The organism is Yersinia antarctica (genome assembly GCF_056636475.1).
In genome coordinates this window covers 2060207-2084589 of the sequence record NZ_JBSJQF010000001.1, presented here as the reverse complement: position 1 = coordinate 2084589, position 24383 = coordinate 2060207, and the positions used below count along the sequence as shown (strand labels likewise).

Genomic DNA, 24383 nt, shown 5'->3' with positions numbered 1-24383 from the left:
AATCACGACTTAGCGGGTTTCAGCTGACTCAGCAAAACTCAGTTGTTGCTCTTTTTCCTGGTCGGCTTTCAGCAGGCTGCGCTCATAAGCTTTGAGGAATGGGTAGTACATCACCGCCGAAAATACCATACATAACAGACACATAACTACTGGACTAAACGCCCAATTGGCAGCCCAGGAAGCACCAATTGGCGCAGGCGTCGTCCACGGGGTTAATGACACAACTTGCGCTATCCACCCCAATTTGGTCGCGATATAGGCCAATGTAGCGTTGATCATCGGAACGAAGATAAAAGGCAGGAAGAACACCGGGTTCATGATGATGGGGGCACCAAACAGAATCGGTTCATTAATATTAAAGAAGCTTGGGACTATCCCCATTTTGCCAATAGTACGCAGATGAATGGCTTTGCTGCGTAATAGCAGGAAGGCCAGCGGTAAAGTCGAACCCACACCACCGATCAATAGGTAGTGATCCCAGAAACCTTGCAAATAGATATGAGGTAACGGCGCTCCGGCAGCTAAAGCCGCTTGATTTAGCGCCAAATTGGTCATCCAGAACGGGTTCATGATACCGGTCACAATCAATGCGCCATGGATACCGGCAAACCACAAAATTTGGCATAACAGAACCGACAACAAAATGGCAGGTAGCGAATCTGAGGCAGAAACTAAAGGTGCCAACAGGTGCATAATCGCTTCTGGAATAATCATTCCTGTGGAGGATTCGATAAATAAATTCAGTGGATGCAATGTCGCAACCACTGCCACTACGGGGATCAGAATTTCAAAAGATCGTGCAACCCCGGTCGGCACTTCTTTCGGCAGGCGGATAGTAATATTGTGGCGTTTGAGGAATGCATACAACTCCGTGGAATACACCGCGGTCACGATGGCGGTGAAAATCCCTTGTCCTGAGAAATATTGGGTTGAAATGTGCCCATCAGCATAAGGTGCTGCTACCAGCAAAAAGGACATCAATGCCAGCAGACCGGTCATGATTGGGTCCAACTTATATTGCCGCCCAAGGCTGGCACCAATCCCCACCGAGATAAAGAAGGTCATCACCCCCATGCTGAGATTGAAAGGCAGCATCAATTGCTCGCGATAGGTACTTGAGAAGTTTAACCAACCACGGGCAAAACCCCATGTGGTGTCCGCAGAAAACGGCGGAAAAATGAACACCAGCATAAATGAACCAATAATCATAAACGGCAGTGCCGAGGTAAACCCGTCACGAATGGCGATTATGTACTTTTGTTGCCCCAGCCGCCCAGCCAGTGGCGTAATGGTTTGCTCTATCATTCCAACCATTGCTTGGTAAAGAGAACTCATGGCAGATACCTTTTATTTCACTGCATTAATAAGAGATAAGGCGAAGTCGAGCACCTTATCACCGCGTTGCATACCGTAATCCATCATGTCGATAGTCATCACCGGGATCCCTAAAGGCTCAGCGATTGCCGCCAAATCACGTTGCATATATTTCACCTGTGGTCCCAATAGCACAACCTGATAGCGGCTGAACTGTTCATTGAATTCACTGGCACCGAAAGCATCAATCTGAACCTCAAGTCCGCGCGTTGCTGCCTCAGCCAACATTTTTTTCACTAACATGCTGGTAGACATCCCGGCGGAGCAGCACAACATTATCTTTTTCATTACGTATCGCCTCAGAGTAATTTGTCATATTGAGCCTCATTGGAAACAAAATGGAAACCGGTTTCCATGCAAACAGAATAGATATGAGAGCGCGCTCAAATATTTAACCACTGAAAGATATGCAGTTGTGAAAGACGTCACAAAAAGCTAAGCACTGGGAGCTGTTTTATTGGATACTCCTTGGTAACAACGGTTTCCGTTATGATGATCGCGGTATAGAATAGATGCAGTAAGACTGGAACCAAGGAAATAGGGAACTGACCAGGCCCTCTGGCCATTGATCAGATAAAGTGGAGTGAAGTTATGTCGACTATTAATGATGTATCGCGGTTAGCCAACGTATCTAAAGCTACAGTGTCCCGGGTGTTAAGCGGTACACGCGGCGTCAAGGAAGAGAGCCGTCTGGCGGTGATGAAGGCCGTTGAGACTCTGAATTATAAACCGAATGTCATCGCCCAGTTTCTGACTGCACAGTCAACCGGGTGTGTCGGTGTGATTTGCGCTACTGAACACATTCAGCAAACAACCAGTTATCTGTTTGCCTTGGAAAAACAGTTTAGCCAGCATCAAAAGCATTTATTACTGCGTTTTGCCGACAATAGCATCGGGGTAGTAAATGCTGTCGCTGAGCTCGCCAATGGTTTGTGTGATGCCATTATCATCATCGGCGCACGCTTTGCGCTGCCATCTCATGATGAAAATATCATCATGATTGATTGTCTTGAGTCCTCTACCCCCAACAGTATTTTATTCGACCACTCATTCGCAGCAGAAACTGCCTGTCACTATTTGGTCAGTCAGGGCCGCCGACATATTGCGCTGTTAAATCATGCCTCTGGCACGGTGGCGGAACAGACGCTACTGGGTTATCAACGGGCGTTGGAGAATTACCTGATTCCCTATAACCGCAGTTTAGTGATGGGTAACGTTCACTCCTCTTCAGAGGCGTTGCAGACACTATTGAATAACGGCGCACAATTTAATGCGCTGTTGGTAATGGATGAAATCGAAGCGCAAAAGGCCATCTCGCTATTGCATGTCTTCAAGCATACCGTTCCTGATAAAGTGATGGTTTTCAGCCTGGATGGTTCAGTGCAATTACCCGGTATCCCAGCAGTGCCAGCAATCGAGTATTCATTAGAAACATTGGCGAGAAAGGTGGTCGACTTAATTGATGCCCGCGCGGGTAAACATGTAAATCCGCAGGTTTTCCGGGGTAATTTGGTTGTTCCACATGGATTAATTGAGTAACGCTAGCCCTTTAGGTGGTAGATAATGCATAGCATTCAGACCGAATATGAAACTATCCGCGCATCTCTCAGTAATAGCGCGCAGGTCATCACCCTGCTGCATATTGGTCGTGATGCAAGCACGGTAATTATTGACCCGACTGGTGCTCAATGGCCACTTACCGTGGGTGATACCCATACAGCTCAGCGCTACTTCCGCCATAATCCGCCAACGGCTGATGAGATGGAAACCGCCATTATGGTGGTTGAAGATGAAGTTATCCGTATTAGCCCTGCGCTGAATAAAACCTCGCAATTAGTCACCACCGATAGCGAGATAGCCGAGATAGCTCTGCTCGCGGGTTTGCCTTTACAGAGCGAAATGCACTTATCACTTGAGGCGGTAGAGCGGGTGTTTGACAGGCTGGCGGCGGTAATGATGGGTAGACCCGCAGCCTCTGAAGGGATACCGGCAGATAATGTGTTTGCCGCACGCCTGCTTATCCTGCGTGAGTTTATGCATCACTTGCAGTTCGCGGCGATTACGATATTGAAGTTGTAAAACGAGCATCAGTCATCAGCGCCGCCACAAGGCGCACTGTCGATGAGATTATAGCTGATGGGATTTAAAGCGGGTTGAACACTGACAGTGGCTGTTTTCGCAGCACACTGCCAGGTTCTTTTTAGCGTTTTCTTCTATCAATACAGCATGTTATTTGCGGGCTTTAGGATCCAGATTATCCGCAGGCAATTCACCCGGTAAGTAATCAGGCAAGCGGCCTGCTGGGAAGATAGCCAGCAGTGATAGCAACGCCATAATCAGTAAGCCAAATTTCAGCGCTCGTAAACGCGCCTCTTCATTGACTCGCACCGCTTCGGCAACTTGTTCCGGTGTCGCCGTCGTCTGAGCTAACACACCTTGCAGGCGGTCATTGCTGACGAAGTTGATGCTGTCCATATTGATCTGAGCCTGAATTTCTGGCGTCAGAATTGGCGTTTCAGCCACACCACGCAGCACGTTAGCACTGAGCAAACCGACCAACAAAGCACCGGCAACCGCAGTACCGATGGCATTTGCCAGGTTGTTAGTCGTACCACGCAACGAACCAACATCGCCTGCCAACTCTTTCGGTGATGCACTGACTAATACGTTAAACAGTAAGGTCACCAATGCGCCCTGTGCCAGACCGAATACCACCAGACCGAACAGTACCGCGAACTCACTCCAGTTATTGCGCACCACGAATGCCAACCACAACAGGGCGATAGTACAGGTGATAAAACCATAACGGCCAATTTTGCGTGGTGTCAATTTCTTGTAGAAACGGACTATCAGCATCGCGGAGAAGAACACTGACAAGTTAAATGGCATCATGGCAATCGCTGTGGCCATCGGGGTACTGCCCTGCACTATCTGGATATACAACGGCACTGAGAAGTTCAACATCGCTTCCAGTGCGACCACAGCAAACATAGCGAATACTGCCGCTTTTTCCGTAGATGAGGTAATCACTTCCAGTGCCAGTAACGGTGTTTTACCTTGTTCCTGACGGCGACGGGTCCAAACCACAAACGCCTGACCCAGCACAATACCCAATACAATCATGAAGGGCGCGGGTGAGAAGCCTAACAAATCAAAGGGCGCACCATCACGCACCAGACCGAAGCCCCAGCGGTTCAGGTTATTAAAACCAAACGACAGCAGAATAATCGCCGATGCCGCCAGTACCACCCCAAACACATCGATGCCCACTTCAGGACGACCGTTATCAGATTTCAATCGGAAACTCAGCACAAAGATCACGGCCGATAACACAATCAAAATACCGAACGCTGGACGCCAGCCGATATAGGTACCCAGGACACCACCAATCAGAAACGCCGCGACACCCGCACCGGCTCGAGCTGAGCCTAAAGCACCGAGCGCCGTCGCCTGTTGTGTACCACGATAGTTTTCAGCAATCAAAGCAACCAGAGCTGGCACCAAAGCCGCCCCCGCCAAGCCACTTAATGCTTGCGCACTGATCATTACAGTAACATTCGGGCTGAATGTCATCATGACCTGCGCGATACCAAACAGCAGTACTGTGCTGCGAAATACCACCAGCGGCCCAAAACGTTGGTTGAGTTTGGCGCCCAACATCACGAAGCCCGCAACAGATAATGAGTACATAACAATCGCGGTGGCGATCGTGGTGGGTGGCACATTAAAACTTTTTACCATCCCACCCAATGCGACCGGTAGGGAAGCAACGTTGAATGACATCAGAATCTGGGCTAATGCGATGGTTATCATCGGCACCCAGGATTCTTTAACTTCCGCGCCAGCGCGGTGAGTTGATTGATTCGCCATAAATTCTCTGTCCTTTTGACATGTATTCTTGTTTTCGAGCCCTTTGGTTTGCGAGATAATTTCGTCTACCAAGTGCTCTCGTTCTTAAATCAACCTTGCACACGAAACAATATGACTGTCTGCGCAATGCTCAGATCGTGTAACTCAACTCTTTTCGGTGTAAGGCTCAGAAACAAACATGTCCATCCCAAGACTACGTGATAAGAACCGGGCAGCCAGTTGCCCTTTAACGCTGTTACCCGCACTGTCGAGTAGCGGTGCAAACGTCCCTAACCCCCCCTTTCCAGGTGACACCGTCACAATTCCACCACCAATACCGCTTTTGCCCGGCAGACCAATGTCATAAAGCCAGTCACCAGACGTTTCGTACAACCCTGCTGTTACCATTACCGCTAATGCGTAATGGCATACATCGTTGTCCACCACCCGCTCGCGAGTCAGTGGGTTAACCCCACCATCAGCCAGTGTCGCGCCCATCACCGCAAGATCTTTGGCGCTGACATTCAGCGAACATTGGCGGGTATATAAGTCGGTAGCAATAAGAGGATCGCACCCCAGACGGCCATAACCATGCAGCACATTAGCGATACCACGGTTGCGGAAGTTGGTTTCACAAGCAGATTGATACACTTCTTCGTTTAGTGTCAGCTTGCGTCCGGCAAAACGGCACAATCCGTCATAGATAAATTTCCACTGCTCATCACTGGTTGATCCAGGTACCAGACTGGTGGTGGCAATCGCACCGGAGTTCACCATCGGGTTAGTGCGGCCATCTGGCGTGCGTTCAATCGCAGTAACGGAGTTAAATGCCATACCGGTGCTGTTCACGCCCAGTTTTTCACGTGCAACTTTGGCTCCGATAGCCTGACAAACCAGCGCAAACACAAAGGGTTTGGAGACACTCATGATGGTAAACTCAACATCTACATCACCGGCAGAATGCACTTTACCGTTGGTGCCAACCATGCAGACGCCAAACAGATTCGGCGAAACGCGTTCCAATGCAGGATAAACGCTAGAAACTACACCTTCGGTATCTGCACCAAAACGTTTATGAGCTTCTTGCACCAATTTAACCACAGTGTCTGGGTCAGGTAGATGCCCGGTGGATACGTAGTCGATAATTCCATTCTTGCTATCATCTGTAGGCATATTCGCTATCTCCCGTTTACCTTTTGTTTATTTTTCTGTCTTTTTTTTTGCCTCTACCACTTATTTTAGGCGACAGTAATACTTTCACATTTTAATTTATATAAAATGGTAATAATGAATCCTGGCTTCTTTCACCTTTGGTTTTATCAATTAATCATGAAATTCTTAAGCTAAGATAGCTTAGGTTTAGAAAGCTGTATATCAGTTGTTTTCAATAAGATTGATTATTTTTGGTCAGACGAGAGAACAACGATACTATTGCAGTATCATGACATTAGCGATATGTGATAGGCATAACGACGTAGGAATGATTTAATTAGCGGTAGTAGATTAGTAGGTAAGCTGACATTAAATTAGCATAATAGTGAGTGATTACTGGCAAAGTGTTGGGGAATAATCGCCACAGGGAAAGTGAATGTAATAAGAATCCGCCTGGCCTGCGGACTCTTATTATTAGTTTATTCCTATCGACTGCTGTTCTTTATACCAAGACCCATGCCAACCATACCAAAGCAAATCCGGTTAGCCCCATCAGCGTCGTCAATACTGTCCAGGTTTTTAATCCATCAGCGACGGAAAGCCCCAGATAACGTGTTACCACCCAAAATCCAGCATCATTAACATGGGATAACCCCAAGCCACCAAAACACGCCGAAAGGGTCACCAATACTAACTGCATGCTATCAAGCCCGGTAACCGCTTGGGTCAGCAAACCACTGGTAGTCAGGATTGCCACGGTAGCCGAGCCTTGAGAAGCACGTAATGCCAGCGAGAGCAGAAAAGCCGCGGGAATTAAAGGCAAGTGGATAGCTTCCAGTGAAACCGCCAATGCTTTGCCAACACCAGACTCAACCAGAACCTTACCAAAAGCGCCACCAGCGCCAGCAACCATAATGACCGCCGCCGACGTTGGAATAGCATCCCCCATAATCTGTTCTATTTTGTCCTTGCCCCAGCCACGGCGAATACCCAACAGATAGGTTGCTAACCCCAGAGCAATTAACAATGCAATGGCGGGCGTACCGATAAGCACAATAACCTCCCGCAGCAAGCTCTCTTCAGGCAACTCGGTAGCAGCCAACGAACCTAGCATGATCAAGGCGATGGGAATAATGATAAGTGAAGCAATTAAACCCGCCCCCGGGATTCGGTCACGAATATCCTTCGCCGGTTCAGCAGCAATCCCGGTTTCAGGTTTTGCCAACTGCAACTGCTCCAAAACGTCAATTGAAAGCGCATAGTTACGCCGATTCATACTCTTCGCGACCCAATACCCTATCAGCCCGACTGGAATAGAGATAAGGATGCCAATCATCATTAGCCGCCCCATATCCGCACCCAATAGCCCAGCCGCCGCCGCTGCTCCCGGATGAGTTGGCAAGGCCACATGTACTGTTAGCATGACCCCGGCCATAGGTAGGCCAAATTTAATGGGTGATACTTTAGCAACTTTAGCGAAACCATAAATAAGCGGGATAACAATGATAAAGCCAACTTCAAAAAATACCGGGATCCCCAAAATAAAGGCAGTCAGGGTTAATGCCATGACCGTGCGCTTGATCCCCAATGAGCCAGTAAATCGTTGAGCCAGAGATTCCGCACCACCGGAGGCTTCAATCAGCCCTCCCAGCATTGACCCAAGCACAATAATTATGGTTATCGAACCAAGCAATCCGCCCATACCGGACATAATCACTTTCATGATATTACTGACCGGAATACCTGTTGCTATTGCAACCAACAGACTGACAACCAATAACGCAACAAAGGGATGGACCTTGGCTTTAATGACTAATATTAATAAAAGTAAAACGCTGGCAACAGCAATAGTCAGCAGTAGGGAGGTAGACATTATTTAAACCTCGATAACAAAAAATATTACATAGGTTGTTTGTTATGTGCTTATTGGCACTTTTCTATTAATCTTATTCTGAGCCACACCCGCCTAATGCGAGTAACGAAGAAATAGCGCGCGGCCGCCAAACGACATCACGATGTTTTCTCGACTCTGTAATTATTATTTCTGTGATTCAAACAACCCGGTGAAGTGTTCGATGACAGCAGCTATGATTGGTAAGGTTTTATCCAGCCTAAGCCTGCCATCGTATTAGCCCGTGGTTGATACTCGCAACCAATCCAGCCGCTATAGTTAATACTATCGAGTAGATCGAATAAGTACGGGTAGTTAATCTCCCCTTCATCTGGCTCATGACGATTCGGTACCGAGGCAATTTGAATATGGCCATAGCGCCCAGCTAAAGAGGTAATTAACTGACTGAGGTTGCCATCCACTATTTGCGCATGGAAGAGATCCAATTGGGTAAATACATTAGGGCGGTCAATAACATTAGCCAGTTCCAAGGTTTGATACTGACTGGAAAAAAGATAATTAGGTTTTATTTTCGGGTTTAACGCCTCAATCATTACCTTAATATTATGTTCGGCAAAGCGGTCAGCCGCATAGCGAATATTTTCAACAAATGTCTGCTGATAAACTGCACGATCAGCCCCCACCGGCACCACACCGGCCATCACATGGACTGACGGGCACCCCAGCACTAATGCATATTCCAACGCCAAATCTATATCGCGGCGCGCCTCTTGCTCCCGGCCAGGTAGTGCCGTCAGCCCCCATTCACCGCTACTGGTATTTCCAGGTGCGGTATTAAACAGCACTTGCTGCAAACTGTTTTCTGCCAGTGTCTGTGCAAGAAGTGCCGCCGGATAGTCGTAAGGGAATAGAAATTCCACCGCACTGAAACCGGCATCTTTGGCCGCCTTAAAGCGATCCAGGAAAGGAACCTCGGTAAACATCATTGATAAATTAGCCGCAAACTTAGGCATCTTTAACTCCTTAACTCTGCAATTTCGTCATCAGTCAAATAGCGAATAGGTCGGTCACCCAGCGTAAATATCAGACGAGCGGTTTCCTCTAGCTCCTCCATATTATCAGCGGCTTCCCGTAGGCTTTTACCCACCACAACCGGGCCATGATTTGCCAGCAGGAAAGCACGATAATGGGGTGCCAGCTTTGCCAACTCTTCACCCAACCGTGTGTCACCTGGACGATAATATGGCACCACCGGGACATCGCCGACCCGCATCACCACATAAGGTGTAAAGGGCTTGATGGCATTACGGCTATCCAGCCCTTGTAAGCAGGAAAGCGCTGTCAGATAGAGGCAATGGAGGTGAACAACCGCTTCACACGCAGGGTTATTAAGATAGATTGCGCGATGAAAACTGACCTCTTTTGACGGTTTATCACCTGAGATCCATTCACCTTCCAAACTGACTTTTGATAACCGTTCCGCATGCAGTTCACCCAGACAGGAACCTGTTGGTGTGGCCAATAATGTGCCATCAGCCAGTTTCATTGACAGATTTCCCGCAGAGCCAGTGGCGTAGCCCCGTTGGAAAAAGGACGCGCCTAACTTAACCATCTCTTCCCGCGCTTGCTGCTCATTCATACTGCGAACTCCGTTTGTGCTCTGGCAAAAAAGTTTTCGTCACCAAAATTACCTGACTTCAACGCCAGTGAAACCGGATGATCTGTGGATTTTACCCAAGGTACTCCCGGTGAGATTGCCGGGCCGATATGGAAAGCTTGAATACCCAGTGACTGCGCAACAATCCCTGAGGTTTCGCCACCAGCCACGATAAAACGCTGGAAGCCAAGTTGTTGTAAACGGTGTGCAATGGTACCGAACAGCCGCTCTACCGCCTCACTACTGGCAGCCGCCCCCCACTGCTGCTGAATTTTTTGTAACACCTCGGGTTCAGCGGTGGCATACAGTAACGGTGCCAACGGACCGCCCGCATTTTCCATTACCCACGCGCATAACTCTTCAGCATAAGATTCAGGTTCATTTAGGCAACGGGCGATATCTACCGATTGACTAGGCGCTTGTTGTGCATAACGAGCCACTTGACGGTTGGTCATCGCCGAGCATGACCCCGACAGCACCACACACAGTTTGCCTTGTGGTGCACCAGCAGATGTGGCTTGCGGCTGATGGGACTCATCACCAGCCCATTGCCGTGCCAGACCGATGGCCAAGCCGGATCCCCCGGTCACCAGTACCATGTCGCGTACTGCTTCACCCTGCGTGAGCAAGTGACTCTCGTTTAAACTATCCAGCACCACATAACGTATGCCCTCTTCCTTTAGGTGAGCGAGCTGTGATCTCACCGCCTGAACCCCTTGGTCCATCACTGTACTGTTGATTAATCCACTGCGACCGCGCGCTTGTGCGTCCATCAGCCGCAAGAGATTGCTGTCTGTCATCGGCGTCACTGGGTGATTACGCATTCCCGACTCCGCCAGCAGTTGCCCCATCACAAACAGGTAGCCCTGATATACCGTCCTTCCATTCACCGGTAGCGCCGGAGAGATGATGGTTTGTTGCTGACCCAGTGCATCCAGTAATGCATCAGTGACCGGGCCAATATTGCCTTGCGCGGTGCTGTCGAAGGTTGAGCAGTATTTGAAGTAGAATTGTTGGCAGCCCTGCGCTTGTAACCATGCCAGGGCCGCCAGTGAGTCCGCCACCGCAGTTGCCGTTGGGCAAGATCGTGATTTCAGGCTGACCACTGCCGCATCGGCATTCACATGATAATCGGCATCAGGCACACCATTGATTTGCACCGTCGACATGCCATTTTCCACCAGAAAACTGGCGATATCGGTCGCACCAGTAAAATCATCCGCAATTACACCGAGTCGCATCAGATATTCTCCTGTTTTTCCGGCAAGGTAATACCACTGAAAATCTTGATTACCGCGCTGTCATCCTGCTGACCAAAACCGGCGTTACTGGCTGAAGTAAACATGTTGAAGGCAGTTGATGCCAATGGCAGAGGAAAGTGCAGCGCTTTGGCGGTATCGGTCACCAGCCCTAAATCTTTTACAAAAATATCTACCGCCGATTTGGGCGAATAATCACCATCTACGACATGGCGCATACGGTTTTCAAACATCCACGAGTTACCCGCAGCATGGGTGACAACTTCATACATCGTATCCAACGGGATCCCCGCGCGCGCGGCCAGAGCCATCGCTTCGGCACCGGCAGCAATATGGACCCCGGCTAACAACTGGTGGATAATTTTCACGGTTGCGCCCAGGCCAATTTCATCACCGATGCGATAAACCTGCCCGGCTACCGCGTCTAATACTGGCTGTAACTTTTCGAAAGCAGCACGACTACCGGAGGCCATTACCGTCATTTCACCCGCAGCAGCTTTAACTGCGCCGCCCGATACTGGCGCATCCAACATAATGAGGTTATGTGCCAACAGCCCTTGCTCGATCAATTTGGCATCCTGGGCTGAGATAGTTGACGACACCATAACGGCAGTGCCGGGCCTTAATTTGGCCGCCAACCCCTGCTCGCCCAATAGAATCTGTTTTACTTGGGCAGCATTCACCACCAGCACCACAACGGCATCCAATTTTTTGGCAAAATCATCCGCGCTGACTTGGGCACTTATCGCGCCATTTTTTCGTAAGGTTTCCAGTGCCAGCGGATTAAGATCAACGCCGTAGGTCTGTAGCCCGGCTTTAATACAAGACTGTGCGGCCCCCATTCCCATAGAGCCTAGCCCGATAACGCATACTGATAGTGTTTCTGCGTGAGTCATATTCTCTCCGTGTTAATTTTGGTGATAATTTGATTTCTTATGTTAAGCATAGCCGGAGGTAAGGGCTGTTATCGTGAGTGAAATCACAATAATTAACACCAAAAATCATTAAATCACATCATTTCACATTTACCCATTCAGTAGCTCACCCCTGCATTCAGCAGCAAAATTAATCGATTAGCTATTTTTACCGCCTTTTTTTACCCGTAACATCACCCATTTCACCGCGGTGCGTAACATTTACGTTAAAAAATGAGAAAGAAATTTTCACTCTTGACGTATAATCACATTAATTACCATCCTATAGCCCGCAAGTGGGTGAATTTGGCGAGGAGTTAACGTGATACCGGTTGAACGTCACCAACAGATACTGGCACTGGTTGCCGAACGTGGAGTGGTTAGCATTGCTGAACTGACTGATCGTTTAGGCGTATCACACATGACTATTCGCCGTGACGTGCAGAAGCTGGAAGAGCAAGGCGCAGTGCTATCAGTGTCAGGTGGGGTGCGTTCCACCGAGCGGCTGGCCGCAGAACCCTCGCATCTGGATAAGACACTGATGTATAGCAGCCAGAAAAATGCCATTGGCATGTCAGCCGCACTGCATATTCCACGTAATAGCTGTATTTATCTTGATGCGGGAACAACGACACTGGCATTGGCGCGCCAATTGGAAGCCAGAGATGATTTATTGGTGGTGACTAATGACTTTGTGATCGCCAACTTTCTGATTGAATCCTGCCAATGCAGAATGATTCACTCCGGCGGCACACTGTGTCGTGAAAACCGCTCATGTGTCGGTGAGGCAGCAGCCCGCGCCCTACGAAACTTGTCCATTGATATCGCTTTTATTTCCGCGTCCTGCTGGGGATTGCGGGGTATCTCTACGCCAGACGAAGATAAGGTGGTGGTCAAACGGGCAGTCTGTGAAGTCAGCAGTAAGCGCGTGCTACTGGCTGATGCGTCAAAATACGGCAAAATAGCCACCTATCTGGCATTACCATTAACTGATTTTGATGTGGTTATCACTGATAGCAGTTTATCGGCAGCGGCCCATGACGAGTTGGCCGATAAAGAGATTGAATTGATCATCGCCTCCGTCCCGCGCTTGGCAAATTGATGATAAAACCGCTTGTAGCGGTTCCTTGCGCGGCAAATGGGACAACCGCCTGACAGCATTCAGTTTGAATAATTATATAAATCGTTATGTAGTTAAAGTAATTCTAAGTCTTAGCATCCTAATAAATAAACGGCGTAAACTATAGGGTAATTGAGTTTACCCGTTTATTTAGCTTACCGCTGATTCACCCACCCCTATTACCTCAATCTAGCGGTCGATGCATCACACTGGTCAGTGTCTCTGGAGCATGACATGAACAACGCAACAACGGCAGCAAAGCAAAAAGTGCCGTTACGGCTCAGCACCACGATTACCTTGATGGTTTCTGGGGTCATTGTCTCGGTGCTGTTGGTGGTTCACACTCTGTTCTTTATTCAGCTCAGTCAAATGGCACAGGATAGTTTGCAAGACAAGGCCGTTGCCGTAGCACGTACATTATCGTTCTCGCCCACGATTATTAACGGATTGAGTGACCCGGCTGCCGGACGGCAGATTCAGGCTTATGCCAGTGAAGTTCAGAAAGCCAATGGTCTGTTGTTCATCGTGGTTACCGATATGAAAGGCATCCGTTATTCACACCCTAATCCTGAAATGATCGGTCAACACTTTATCGGTAATGATCTGCAACCTGCGCTTGAGGGGAAAGAGAACAGTGCGATAAACCGTGGCGTCCTTGAGCAAGCATTACGTATTTTTATTCCGGTCTATGAGCCGCACGGCAAACAGTTAGGGGTGGTCGCCATTGGTATCTCACTGACCAGTATCGATTCGGTAGTGAGCGAAACTCGCTGGACCATTCCCTGGACCATATTATTCGGAGCTTTGATTGGCTCCTTGGGCACCTGGTTTTTAGTCAAAGCGCTTAAACGAATTATGCTAGGTTTCGAGCCGTATGAAATATCTAATTTATTCGAACAGCGTAACGCCATGTTGCAATCCATTAAGGAAGGCGTCATTGCGGTTGATGCCAACTCACGCATTACCGTCGTTAACCATGAAGCAAAGCGCTTATTTAAACAAAGTGGGCCGATGGAGAACTTATTATTAAGTAATGCCAGCAAATATTGGCCGGTGCGCTTGTACTTACAGCAAGTATTGGAAACGGGCATCGCTCGCCGTGATGAAGAGATAAACTTTAATGGCAGCATATTACTGACCAACACCGTGCCGGTAATAGTAAAAGGCGATATTATCGGTGCTATTGCCACCTTCCGCGATAAAACTGAAGTGAGCCAACTGATGCAACGCTTAACCGGTATGGTGCACTATGCCGACGCGTTACGGGCGCAGTCACATGAATTTATGAATAAACTTCATGTCATTTTGGGTCTGTTGCATATGAAGTATTATCAGCAACTTGAAGATTACATCGTTAAAACCTCCAATAATTATCAGGCAGAAATTGGATCGCTGTTGCGTAAAGTAAAATCGCCGGTGATAGCCGGTTTCCTGTTGGGGAAAATTAACTGTGCGCGCGATTTGGGGATAACCCTATCCATCAGTGACGAAAGCCTGCTCCCCGATACCGATAATGAGCAAGTGACCACCACTTTGATTACGGTGTTGGGTAATCTAATCGAGAATGCCATGGACGCCATTGGTAGCCTGAGTCAACGGGAGATCAATGTCAGCTTCCACTATCAAAATGGCCGGCTACATTGTGTTGTCAGCGATGATGGGCCGGGTATCGCATCAGAATTGCAAAGCCGTATTTTTGATAATGGTTTTTCCACTAAAGGAAATGAGCACGGTATCGGTTTGAGCCTGGTGCGTCAGAGTTTAGAGAGTATTGGTGGCAATATAGAATTTGATTCTGAAGCGGGCGTTTTTACCCAGTTCTTTATCAGCCTTCCTTACGACATCACACCGAATGACATTCCTTCAAACAACATCAGCGCGGTAAATCATGATTAATGTATTGATAGTAGATGATGATGCAATGGTAGCTGAGCTGAACAAGTGCTATCTGAGCCAAGTGGCAGGCTTTAACTGCTGCGGTACAGTGTCCAGTTTACAGCAAGCCAGAGAGCATTTGATGACAACAGAACACCCCATTGACCTGGTGTTATTAGATGTTTTTATGCGCCAAGACAATGGCTTGGATTTGCTGCCAGTGTTGCGTGAATTCAGCGAACATACTGACGTGATTGTTATTTCATCTGCCACCGATGTGAATACCATTAAGAAAGCGCTGCAATACGGTGTAGTGGACTATTTAATTAAACCCTTCCAGTTTTCGCGTTTCGAAGAGGCACTCTCCACTTACCGGGAAAAACAGAGTTTGCTGGGGCAACGTGAATATTGTGCTCAGGAAGATGTCGACTCATTACTGCGGCGTAGCAATACGACGCCAACTGAGCGCAAGAAGCTACCCAAGGGGCTGACAGCACAAACACTGCGCACGGTGTGTGAATGGATTCAGGAAATGCAGGATGGGGAATTTTCAACCGAACAAATGGCGAACGCCATTGGTATTTCACGGGTTTCTTGTCGCAAATATTTGATTTACCTTTCTGATACCGAAGTTTTAAGCACTAAGGTACTTTACGGTGCGACCGGTCGGCCAGTTTATCTCTACAAGTTGCTACCCAGCCAGCAAGAAGTCTTAAAGCAGTATTGCCAGTAATGAGCCGCACTGCCTCGAAGCTGTTTTTATCAACCAGCACGCACAGAAACTGTCCTGATAAAAAACCAGCGGCATCCGCTCAGGGATGCCGCTGATGACCTCAGTCTTATCGGGCAGTTATTTACATAATCCAACCCAACAGTAACGTAGCCCCAATGACGGTGGACGCACCGCCGATACGGGTTGCTATCTGGGCAAATGGCATCAGTGACATTCGGTTCGAGGCAGAGAGAATAGCAACATCACCGGTGCCACCTAGCCCGCTGTGGCAACTGGTGACGATCGACGCTTCAACCGGATACATATTCAGATAGGGTGCGATAATAAAACTGACTGCGGCCATCGACAACACCACCGCACCACACACCACCACATAACCGACAGAGAATACGGCGACGACACTTTCCAGTGGAACATACAGCATCCCCAATCCAATCATCAGCGGCCATACCAGTGTGGTGGAGACGAATTTATACCAACTGTGCGCACCTTGTTCCATTTTCGACGGAATAACCTGCGCATATTTACACATCACCGCAATCAAAATCATTAGCACCGGGCCGGGAATGTGGACAATCTTTTCAAATAAGCCCCCGACAATAAAGAAAGCACAGGTCATTAATAACCCACCGCCCATCAGTTGGAAATCGGCTTGCTTTGGCCCTTCCTGGGCGGTAAATACCGCATTATCTTGTGCCGAGCGAATTAACATCCCCTCGCCATTGAGATCCTTGCGACGCAGACCAATACGAGCCAGCACCCCGGCACAAATAATAGCGAAAATATTCCCCACCACCGCAGCCGGTGCCAGTTGGGCCACATACACATCAGGAGCCTGACCAAGGATAGCCGAGTAAGCCAACGACAATGGCAAGATGCCCTCACCAATACCGCCACCGATGATAGGTACAATAATAAAGAAGAAGGTGTGATAAAGAGTAAAACCAAATAATTTACCCACCAGCAACCCCGTAACCACCGCCGTAATGGTTCCCACCACTAGCGGGACAAACATCCGGGTCATTCCCTGAATAAGCACCACGCGGTTCATCCCAAGAATACTGCCGACCACCAGACTGGCGATAACAAAATAGAGTAAGTTCGCCTCTTTCATCAGCAAGTGGACAGTATCCAAGGTGTTGGTTTGGAAAATACCAAAATAAACCAAAACCGAGGGTACCATTAAACACAAAATTGCTGGCCCACCGATATCTTTCAACACCGGTATGTGGCGGCCGATATGTGATAAAACAAAACCCATCGTCATGATTACAGCCAGCCCGCCAATCATATTTTTGGGTAAATAACTGGCATAAGCCGAAATGAATACAATAGCTGAAATAGTCATAAATAATGCCATTGGCATAGTATTTATGTTCATCTGATTTAAGTGTGTAATAACTCTCTTGATTGCAGATTTCCCCGACATGTCAATCTGTTCGACGGGGGTAAGCACGACATCCTGATTTATTTTTTTCATTTTAGACCTACTATTGGGTAGCACCTAAGGAACGGGAGGTAACGGATCTAATGCTTTAGCCGGTTATAGTGATTTGATATTTTTTGACTGATGTATCTCAATGAGGCATCGACCAACCTGGCACTTAAAAATTATTATTGATGTTAAAAACAACACAAAAAAATTCAAATGTGAATATAGAATGGCAAACTACCACTCTATTTAAAATAAAAGAACAGTTAAGGTGCAACGATGTATTGTAATTGCGAGGCTATCGTCAAGTTTATTTTAATTAACTTAACTTGGTGTTTTGTAATTAAATAATCTGAAGGATGTGAGATTTGTCTGTTATACTTTTTTGTCGCTGACAGACAAACCTATACTGAAATACCACCTGTTGTTATTTGGTGCTACTCTTCATCTATTGACGAGCCTGCAATACGAACTAAATGAATGATTAAGTACAACATTTCGTCATTTGAGAGAGTAATACTGAGCAGGTTTTTGATGTATTCACCGATTAACATACTGCAACGGTACTCACCAGGGTACTCGCGGATCATTTGTTCAAAAATAAAGTCATCTTTGGTTTCTATCTGGTTACGTTCAATCATTCGCTGGATAAAAAATTGCATATGCGTCAAAAAGCGTTGGTAATTTAGCGAGTCTTGATCAATTACGACATTAAAATGGTATTTTATAATATTAAATATGTCTTTCAACATCTTAACTGAGAGCAGTGTACTTTCCATACTCTGAATATCAGTTTGACCATTAACCAAGTGGAAAGCTATATTTCCCGCTTCCTCTTCAGGTAACTGAATATTGAGTTTCTCATTTAAGTATTTAACTGCTTGTTGCGCAATGGAAAATTCATGCGGATAAAATCTTTTTACTTCGTATAACAATCTATTTTGGATTGAAATCCCTTTGTGAAAACGTTCGATGGCAAAGGTAATATGGTCCGTTAGAGTAAAAAATAGCTGTTCACTAAGCTTTCCCTTCAGGCTGGCATTGGCGTCACTCATAATATTCTGCACCAAAGATATATACTCTTCTGGCGTATTTTCGATCAACCTAACATATTCTCTACTGGTTTGAGTGTTTTGTATCACATAGACTTTTTCTATTTTCCCAGCATCAATCGCATCACCAATTTTGCTATTAAATCCAATACCTTTCCCCATAACAATAACTTCATTATTGTTGGCATCGACAGATAAGACCAGGCTGTTATTCAATACTTTAATGACATCCATTTTTCTAGCCACCCCTGTCTTTGCGCCGCAATGACTTTATATCATGATTAGCCCGGTCTACCGGGCTGTCTAGTATGCCAACTGTTCATGTGCCATGGGCGGTTCTCTACCGCCCAGAATATCAAACAACGGTCAAAGATACTGACCATTTGAGGCAATGACTTGTTGATACCAGGTAAAACTGGCTTTTTTTATACGCCTTAGGTCGAGTAAATCATGTTCAGTCCGATTGACATAAATAAAGCCATAGCGCTTACCATAGCCCTGATGCGTGCTGACAACATCAATAACAGACCACGGGCAGTATCCCATTAGCTCTACGCCATCACTGATAGCCAACTGCATTTGCTCTATATGTTTACGCAGAAAATCAATACGATAGTCATCGTTAACCTGATCGTCGCTTTGCAGCGAATCCGGTGCGCCAATACCATTTTCGCTAATCAGGATGGGCAGATGGTAGCGCTCATACGTCTTACGTAACGTGAGACGTAAACCAATGGGGTCGACCACCCAGCCATAGCGGGTTTTATCCACAAACGGATTTTCTGCTGCGCGATACACTCCCGGTTCACCCAACATGATCTGCTGATCTCCGGCACGGGCCGTGATATCTGAGGCATCTCCCCGGCTGGCAGCAATAGTCGCCGTCGAATAATAGTTAATCGCGACAAAATCCGGCCGCCCTTGTGACAGGATTTCACTGTCGCCACTTTCCACCGTGGGCGCTAATCCACGATCCTGCAAATAACGCCACGCCAACGCATTGTAACGACCATACACCGCCACATCGAGAAAACTCCAACAGCGTAATGTTTCCCAGTTATGGGCTGCGATAGCATCTTGTGGTGCACAGGTTTCCTGATACATCGATGTGGTATTTATCGCCGGACCAATTTTACCTTCCGGGCACATTTGATGACACAACGCCATCACCTGCGCCTGTGCCAACATCATATGGTGACTCTGCTGATATAAGGATTTTTTATCCGGTAATTGACCATTGGGCGGAGTACCAATTGCCCCAGGATGGAGGATCATGGTGTTCTGCTCATTAATCGTCAGCCAATATTTTACTTTGCTACCAAAATGGCTAAAGAGCACTTTGGCGTATTCAACAAAGGCATCAATCGTGGCGCGATGCCCCCAACCACCCTGCTGCTCCAGACAATAGGGCAAATCAAAATGGTAAAGTGTGACAACTGGCTCTATGCCGTAATGATTAAGTTCATCAATCAAATTCTGATAAAACGCGATCCCCGCAGGATTAACCGCCCCCGAACCATCAGGGATAATGCGGGTCCAGGCGACAGAAAATCGGTATGCCTTTAAGCCTAATTCGGCAAATAACTTAACGTCTTCTTTATAGTGATGGTAGTGGTCACTGGCGATTTTAAAATCTGCCGTCCCTGCTGGATGCTGGCACATATCAATGATCGATGGACTTTTACCGTCTTCATCCCAAGCACCTTCAACCTGATAGGCAGAGGTGGAACCGCCCCAGAGAAATCCTGCTGGGAAGTTCTGTAATTGTTGATAAATCATAACCGCCCCCTAACCACGTGCACCCAGAGTAATAATCGGCTCACCAAACTGAGTTGGCCCGCAAGCTACACTGCTAACCTGCGAATACGCATCACTGTTTACAATCAATACCGGTGTGACGATATCGTAGCCTGCCTGAGTAATGGCGGTGATATCAAAACTCACCAGTAGGTCGCCCACCATGACACGATCCCCCACTTGCAGCGTCGAACTGAAGTGCTGACCATTTAAGTTGACGGTATCAATACCGATATGAATCAAAACCTCAGCCCCGTCGTCTGATTTAATTCCGACGGCATGTTTACTGGGTAAGAACGTCATAATTTCACCTGTTACTGGGGCGCGCATTTCACCCACATCAGGGATAATAGCCACCCCCTGCCCCAACAATCCCAGAGAAAACACATCATCGTTAACCTGGCCTAATGGGATTAATTTTCCGCTTAATGGACTACTTATGACTGCTGCCTGAGCCGCTGTCCCCGTAGTTCTCGCCACAGAGGCAGACAAGGGAACGTTATCACTTTCATCAACTTGCGATTGTTCATCTACCGGGTCTTCAAAGCCCAATACCCAGGTCAGGGCGAAAGTGACCACAATAGCAATAACGCAGGTTATTAATGCGTGCACAATGTTCATTGGGTTTTCGCCAATAAACGCCGGTAATGCAGCAAGCCCTGGTGATACAAAGGCGTAACGCACCACACCACTTAACCCCGCATAAACACCAGCGCAGCCCCCGCCGATCATTGCCGCCACCAGCGGGCGTTTCAGCTTCAGGGTCACACCATATAATGACGGCTCGGTTATCCCCAAAAGTGCAGTGAAGCCTGCTGAAGATGCCAGTTGTTTCAAGTTCTTATTCTTTGTTTTGAAGGCGACACAGAGTGTCGCCGCCCCCTGAGCAATATTGGATGCCAACATACCGGGGCCATTGATCATCTCATAGCCTTGCTTAGTCAATTGCATGGTTGCAATCGGGGTCATGGCCCACGCCGTGCCCGTAATAACCAAGAAGGGTTGCAGCGCCCCCATTAACATGGGAATAAGCCAACTGGCTTTCGTGTTTATAATGGCAGCACCACTGCCCACCATATCATTAAGAAAGATACCAAATGGCCCGATCACGACTAATGCCAAAGGAGCAGTAATCAATAATATAATCATTGGCTTGGTAAAAAATTTAATCATCGAGGGCGAAATTCGCTCGGCAAAGCGCTCGACATAAGACATCAACCAAACGGTAAAGATAATCGGTAATACCGAACCGGCATAATCAGCCAATCTAACCTGAATACCGATAAAACTAACCGCGTCACCTTTTACCAACATTTGTGCCAAATTAGGGTGTAACAGTGCCCCGGCAATCGTCATTGCCAAAATAGGATTACATTCAAACTTAATCGCGGCACCATATGCCAGCAGAACCGGCAGGAAAAAGAATGCCGCATCCGCAATGGTATCGAGCAACTGATAAGTGGTACTGCTAGCTGTAATCACACCGGTGAGTTTCAAAATTGCCAGCAACGCCTTAATCATCCCGGCTCCGGTAATAGCCGGAATGACAGGAGTAAAGGTGGTAGAAATCACACTGATTATCTGGCTGAAAATACCATTTTTGGTTTTATTTTTATTGCCCTGCTTCTCTGCTGTTGGCACACTGCCAATCTCTTTCAATATCGTCCGATAGGTTTGCTGCACGTTGTTGCCGACAACTATTTGAAACTGGCCTCCTCGCTCGACCACACTGATCACACCCTCCAGTTTTTCAATCTGTTTAGCATCAACTTTAGTGTCATCGTTAAACTCAAAACGCAAGCGGGTGGCGCAATGTGTTAACTTACTGACATTACGCTTCCCCCCGATCAACGCTAAGATCTTCAATCCTAACTGCTGGTAATCCATCGCTATTCCCCTGAATTTATCACTTAAAAAAAACAAAAAAAAAGACCAAAACAAAAATGCACCCGCGGACGGGGGACACTTTTATTTTGGTCTTGCCTGCTTTACCAGTAACACGCCTCAATAAAATTATGGCAATAAATATAACTATTGCGTTATTAGTATCATCATTGAAGGTGAGAAAATGCAATATCATTCTCGGAAAACTGTGTGTTAGATCTCATATTGCATCTTACGCAGTACGCTTTATGCACAGCACTAAGTCGAGGCTATTCGAATAAGAGTTTCTGCAACTTACCTATTAGATTAAGTCACGTTAATACAACAATCTAATTGCTTGATAAATATCATCGTAAATATTAACTGCGCTACACAAAAATAAATTATAAATTTTAAAATTAACACTTAGAAAAACAATATATTATTTTTATCTATAATAAGATAAATTGCAATTTTATGTGAAGCAATAATCTTAATAAATACACTCAATCTAAGAAGGGTTTATCGTTGAATAATATACAGCCAATCTATAACTCCGATCCAAAAAAATTCTACTTTCATAAATGTAACAATGAGTTAAGAAATACTGATATTTCGCCCTATAAGCATAAGTAATACATTACCATAAAAACATTTTTCCTGTATATAATTTAACCTTTCATTTGCAATTACTGATTCCGGTAATAGAACAAAAAAAATAATTTATAAGTGAATATTTTTTTTGCCTCATCACGATAGAAACGATAGCATGCCCTCCCAGAATCCAGTGGCAGCAATAGAAACCATAATAATCGAAGGCGCTAAGACGCTATTTATGCATTAACCTTTAGCAATCAGTTGCTGTAATACATTCACGATGATTGCACGACAGACAGGAAAATAGGGAAAGCTATGATGTCAGGAAAACACACTGCAAAGACCCATCACGCCGCCAAAAAACGCTGGCTAGACTCTCATGATACTGGCTACCACAAAAGTATGGGCCGACGTCATATCCAGATGATCGCTATCGGTGGCTCTATTGGTACGGGGTTATTTTTAGGCACCGGCGCCCGCTTGCAAATGGCTGGCCCCGCACTGGCCTTGGTGTATCTGGTGTGTGGGATTTTCTCGTTTTTTATTCTTAGAGCGCTCGGTGAATTAGTTATGCACCGCCCAACCAGTGGCAGCTTTGTTTCTTATGCCCGCGAATTCCTCGGTGAGAAAGCATCCTATGTTGCCGGATGGATGTATTTCCTTAATTGGGCCATGACCGGGATTGTCGATATCACTGCGGTGGCCCTTTATATGCACTATTGGGGGACGTTCTCTGATGTTCCGCAGTGGTTATTTGCACTGGGTGCGCTCTCAATTGTTGCCACCATGAATATGATTGGCGTTAAATGGTTTGCTGAAATGGAATTTTGGTTTGCACTGATCAAAGTCGCAGCCATTGCTATCTTTCTGGTCGTGGGTGTGATCTTTCTCGGCACAGGGCAAAGTGTTGCCGGGCATCCCACCGGTATACACCTGATAACCGATAATGGCGGATTGTTCCCCCACGGGTTGTTACCCGCGTTGATATTGGTTCAAGGGGTGATATTCGCCTTTGCCGGTATTGAATTAATTGGTACGGCGGCCGGTGAATGTAAAGACCCGGAAAAGATGCTGCCAAAGGCAATTAATAGTGTGATTTGGCGGATTGGCCTATTCTACGTCGGTTCTGTGGTGCTACTGGTGTGTCTGCTGCCATGGAATGCCTATCAGGCCGGCCAAAGCCCTTTTGTCACCTTCTTTAGTAACTTAGGCGTCCCCTATATCGGGACCATCATGAATATCGTGGTACTTTCTGCCGCACTTTCCAGTTTGAACTCTGGCCTTTACTCGACAGGTCGTATTCTGCGCTCATTATCCATGGGTGGCTCAGCACCTAAATTCATGTCCAAAATGAGCCCACAATCTGTTCCCTACGCCGGCATATTGGTTACCGTGGGTATTTATGTCTTCGGCGTGCTACTTAACTATCTGGTACCATCACAGGTATTTGAAATCGTTCTTAATATTGCCTCTTTAGGTATTATCAGCTCATGGGCATTCATCATTATCTGTCAGATGAAATTACGTCAGGCAATAAAGCAGGGAACAGCAAAACCCGTATCCTTTAAAATGCCCGGTGCGCCGGTCACATCCTGGCTGACACTGTTTTTCCTGGCAGGTGTTTTAGTGATGATGGCTTTCGACTATCCGAATGGAACCTGGACTATCGCCACATTGCCGGTGGTGGCCGTGTTATTGGTTGCCGGTTGGTTTAGTTTACGTAAGCGCGCCACTGAGGTAGCTGCCGCACTGGTAGATACAATGCCCAAACAGCGCCCGCGGGAAGATATAAACGCTTCAGAAGTGGCTCTGGCTAAGTTACGCGAACAAAACTCCACCGGTTAAAGCCCATCGTTA

19 protein-coding genes are annotated in these 24383 nt (G+C 46.9%); 6 read left to right on the top strand and 13 right to left on the bottom strand.

Annotated features, from left to right (window positions below; all coding sequences use genetic code 11):
• Positions 1–9: 9 nt before the first annotated feature.
• Both ACWJJO_RS09635 and ACWJJO_RS09630 read right to left on the bottom strand, forming a co-directional pair.
• On the bottom strand, positions 10–1335 hold the full coding sequence (locus ACWJJO_RS09635) for a PTS sugar transporter subunit IIC (RefSeq protein WP_083159080.1): 1326 nt from the start codon (positions 1333–1335) through the stop codon (positions 10–12).
• 12 nt (positions 1336–1347) lie between these two features.
• Entirely contained in the window at positions 1348–1662 is a 315-nt protein-coding gene (locus tag ACWJJO_RS09630; protein ID WP_042569652.1) for a PTS sugar transporter subunit IIB, read from the bottom strand.
• A gap of 303 nt (positions 1663–1965) precedes the next feature.
• Here ACWJJO_RS09630 and ACWJJO_RS09625 point away from each other — a divergent pair, with 303 nt between their 5' ends.
• Positions 1966–2913 carry a LacI family DNA-binding transcriptional regulator gene (locus tag ACWJJO_RS09625; protein WP_481090958.1) on the top strand — a complete coding sequence of 316 codons (948 nt, stop codon included), beginning with the start codon at positions 1966–1968 and terminating at the stop codon, positions 2911–2913.
• Between the two features lie 24 nt (positions 2914–2937).
• Complete coding sequence (locus ACWJJO_RS09620) at positions 2938–3453, top strand: hypothetical protein (protein ID WP_083159082.1); 516 nt, start codon at positions 2938–2940, stop codon at positions 3451–3453.
• Positions 3454–3603: 150 nt separating this feature from the next.
• On the opposite strand, the gene ACWJJO_RS09615 is transcribed toward ACWJJO_RS09620, so the two are convergent.
• From ACWJJO_RS09615 to ltnD, 7 genes are all read right to left on the bottom strand, one after another.
• A complete protein-coding gene (locus ACWJJO_RS09615) occupies positions 3604–5244 on the bottom strand; it encodes an MFS transporter (protein ID WP_083159083.1) in 1641 nt (546 codons plus the stop codon).
• A gap of 144 nt (positions 5245–5388) precedes the next feature.
• Positions 5389–6396, bottom strand: coding sequence for a glutaminase A (gene glsA / locus ACWJJO_RS09610; protein ID WP_083159084.1), 1008 nt, complete (start codon positions 6394–6396; stop codon positions 5389–5391).
• A gap of 481 nt (positions 6397–6877) precedes the next feature.
• Positions 6878–8248, bottom strand: a complete 1371-nt coding sequence (locus ACWJJO_RS09605; RefSeq protein ID WP_083159085.1) for a GntP family transporter — start codon at positions 8246–8248, stop codon at positions 6878–6880.
• Positions 8249–8460: 212 nt separating this feature from the next.
• Positions 8461–9240, bottom strand: a complete 780-nt coding sequence (gene otnI / locus ACWJJO_RS09600) for a 2-oxo-tetronate isomerase (protein WP_083159086.1) — start codon at positions 9238–9240, stop codon at positions 8461–8463.
• A gap of 2 nt (positions 9241–9242) precedes the next feature.
• A complete protein-coding gene (gene otnC / locus ACWJJO_RS09595) occupies positions 9243–9866 on the bottom strand; it encodes a 3-oxo-tetronate 4-phosphate decarboxylase (protein WP_372569093.1) in 624 nt (207 codons plus the stop codon).
• The gene (gene otnK, locus ACWJJO_RS09590; protein WP_083159088.1) at positions 9863–11125 is read right to left on the bottom strand and encodes a 3-oxo-tetronate kinase; all 1263 of its coding nucleotides are present in this window, start codon (positions 11123–11125) and stop codon (positions 9863–9865) included. Before otnK ends, otnC begins: the two co-directional genes overlap by 4 nt.
• Positions 11125–12039, bottom strand: coding sequence for an L-threonate dehydrogenase (ltnD, locus tag ACWJJO_RS09585; protein WP_083159089.1), 915 nt, complete (start codon positions 12037–12039; stop codon positions 11125–11127). The genes otnK and ltnD overlap by 1 nt, the downstream gene beginning before the upstream one ends.
• Positions 12040–12379: 340 nt before the next feature.
• On the opposite strand from ltnD, the gene ygbI reads away from it, so the two are divergent.
• The 3 genes from ygbI to dcuR all read left to right on the top strand — a co-directional run bounded on the left by ygbI (position 12380) and on the right by dcuR (position 15785).
• A complete protein-coding gene (ygbI, locus tag ACWJJO_RS09580; RefSeq protein WP_083159090.1) occupies positions 12380–13159 on the top strand; it encodes a DNA-binding transcriptional repressor YgbI in 780 nt (259 codons plus the stop codon).
• A 252-nt stretch (positions 13160–13411) separates the two neighbouring features.
• Entirely contained in the window at positions 13412–15073 is a 1662-nt protein-coding gene (locus ACWJJO_RS09575; RefSeq protein WP_442848709.1) for a sensor histidine kinase, read from the top strand.
• Positions 15066–15785, top strand: coding sequence for a two-component system response regulator DcuR (gene dcuR, locus ACWJJO_RS09570; protein WP_481090957.1), 720 nt, complete (start codon positions 15066–15068; stop codon positions 15783–15785). The genes ACWJJO_RS09575 and dcuR overlap by 8 nt, the downstream gene beginning before the upstream one ends.
• A 121-nt stretch (positions 15786–15906) precedes the next feature.
• Here the strand turns inward: dcuR and ACWJJO_RS09565 are convergent, their stop codons facing one another.
• From ACWJJO_RS09565 to ACWJJO_RS09550, 4 genes are all read right to left on the bottom strand, one after another.
• Positions 15907–17265 carry a 2-hydroxycarboxylate transporter family protein gene (locus ACWJJO_RS09565; protein WP_083159093.1) on the bottom strand — a complete coding sequence of 453 codons (1359 nt, stop codon included), beginning with the start codon at positions 17263–17265 and terminating at the stop codon, positions 15907–15909.
• A gap of 389 nt (positions 17266–17654) precedes the next feature.
• A complete protein-coding gene (gene licT, locus ACWJJO_RS09560; RefSeq protein WP_372569090.1) occupies positions 17655–18503 on the bottom strand; it encodes a BglG family transcription antiterminator LicT in 849 nt (282 codons plus the stop codon).
• 132 nt (positions 18504–18635) lie between these two features.
• On the bottom strand, positions 18636–20048 hold the full coding sequence (locus ACWJJO_RS09555; protein WP_083159095.1) for a glycoside hydrolase family 1 protein: 1413 nt from the start codon (positions 20046–20048) through the stop codon (positions 18636–18638).
• Positions 20049–20057: 9 nt separating this feature from the next.
• Positions 20058–21953, bottom strand: coding sequence for a beta-glucoside-specific PTS transporter subunit IIABC (locus ACWJJO_RS09550; protein ID WP_372569088.1), 1896 nt, complete (start codon positions 21951–21953; stop codon positions 20058–20060).
• Positions 21954–22841: 888 nt separating this feature from the next.
• On the opposite strand from ACWJJO_RS09550, the gene ansP reads away from it, so the two are divergent.
• Positions 22842–24371, top strand: a complete 1530-nt coding sequence (gene ansP / locus ACWJJO_RS09545) for an L-asparagine permease (protein ID WP_481090956.1) — start codon at positions 22842–22844, stop codon at positions 24369–24371.
• Positions 24372–24383 lie beyond the last annotated feature (12 nt).

Bases quoted from the DNA above. Each gene is read 5' to 3' on its own strand.
- ACWJJO_RS09635 (WP_083159080.1), bottom strand. From the start codon at position 1,335: ATGAGTTCTCTTTACCAAGCAATGGTTGGAATGATAGAGCAAACCATT.
- ACWJJO_RS09630 (WP_042569652.1), bottom strand. From the start codon at position 1,662: ATGAAAAAGATAATGTTGTGCTGCTCCGCCGGGATGTCTACCAGCATG.
- ACWJJO_RS09625 (WP_481090958.1), top strand. From the start codon at position 1,966: ATGTCGACTATTAATGATGTATCGCGGTTAGCCAACGTATCTAAAGCT.
- ACWJJO_RS09620 (WP_083159082.1), top strand. From the start codon at position 2,938: ATGCATAGCATTCAGACCGAATATGAAACTATCCGCGCATCTCTCAGT.
- ACWJJO_RS09615 (WP_083159083.1), bottom strand. From the start codon at position 5,244: ATGGCGAATCAATCAACTCACCGCGCTGGCGCGGAAGTTAAAGAATCC.
- glsA (WP_083159084.1), bottom strand. From the start codon at position 6,396: ATGCCTACAGATGATAGCAAGAATGGAATTATCGACTACGTATCCACC.
- ACWJJO_RS09605 (WP_083159085.1), bottom strand. From the start codon at position 8,248: ATGTCTACCTCCCTACTGCTGACTATTGCTGTTGCCAGCGTTTTACTT.
- otnI (WP_083159086.1), bottom strand. From the start codon at position 9,240: ATGCCTAAGTTTGCGGCTAATTTATCAATGATGTTTACCGAGGTTCCT.
- otnC (WP_372569093.1), bottom strand. From the start codon at position 9,866: ATGAATGAGCAGCAAGCGCGGGAAGAGATGGTTAAGTTAGGCGCGTCC.
- otnK (WP_083159088.1), bottom strand. From the start codon at position 11,125: ATGCGACTCGGTGTAATTGCGGATGATTTTACTGGTGCGACCGATATC.
- ltnD (WP_083159089.1), bottom strand. From the start codon at position 12,039: ATGACTCACGCAGAAACACTATCAGTATGCGTTATCGGGCTAGGCTCT.
- ACWJJO_RS09575 (WP_442848709.1), top strand. From the start codon at position 13,412: ATGAACAACGCAACAACGGCAGCAAAGCAAAAAGTGCCGTTACGGCTC.
- dcuR (WP_481090957.1), top strand. From the start codon at position 15,066: ATGATTAATGTATTGATAGTAGATGATGATGCAATGGTAGCTGAGCTG.
- ACWJJO_RS09565 (WP_083159093.1), bottom strand. From the start codon at position 17,265: ATGAAAAAAATAAATCAGGATGTCGTGCTTACCCCCGTCGAACAGATT.
- licT (WP_372569090.1), bottom strand. From the start codon at position 18,503: ATGGATGTCATTAAAGTATTGAATAACAGCCTGGTCTTATCTGTCGAT.
- ACWJJO_RS09555 (WP_083159095.1), bottom strand. From the start codon at position 20,048: ATGATTTATCAACAATTACAGAACTTCCCAGCAGGATTTCTCTGGGGC.
- ACWJJO_RS09550 (WP_372569088.1), bottom strand. From the start codon at position 21,953: ATGGATTACCAGCAGTTAGGATTGAAGATCTTAGCGTTGATCGGGGGG.
- ansP (WP_481090956.1), top strand. From the start codon at position 22,842: ATGATGTCAGGAAAACACACTGCAAAGACCCATCACGCCGCCAAAAAA.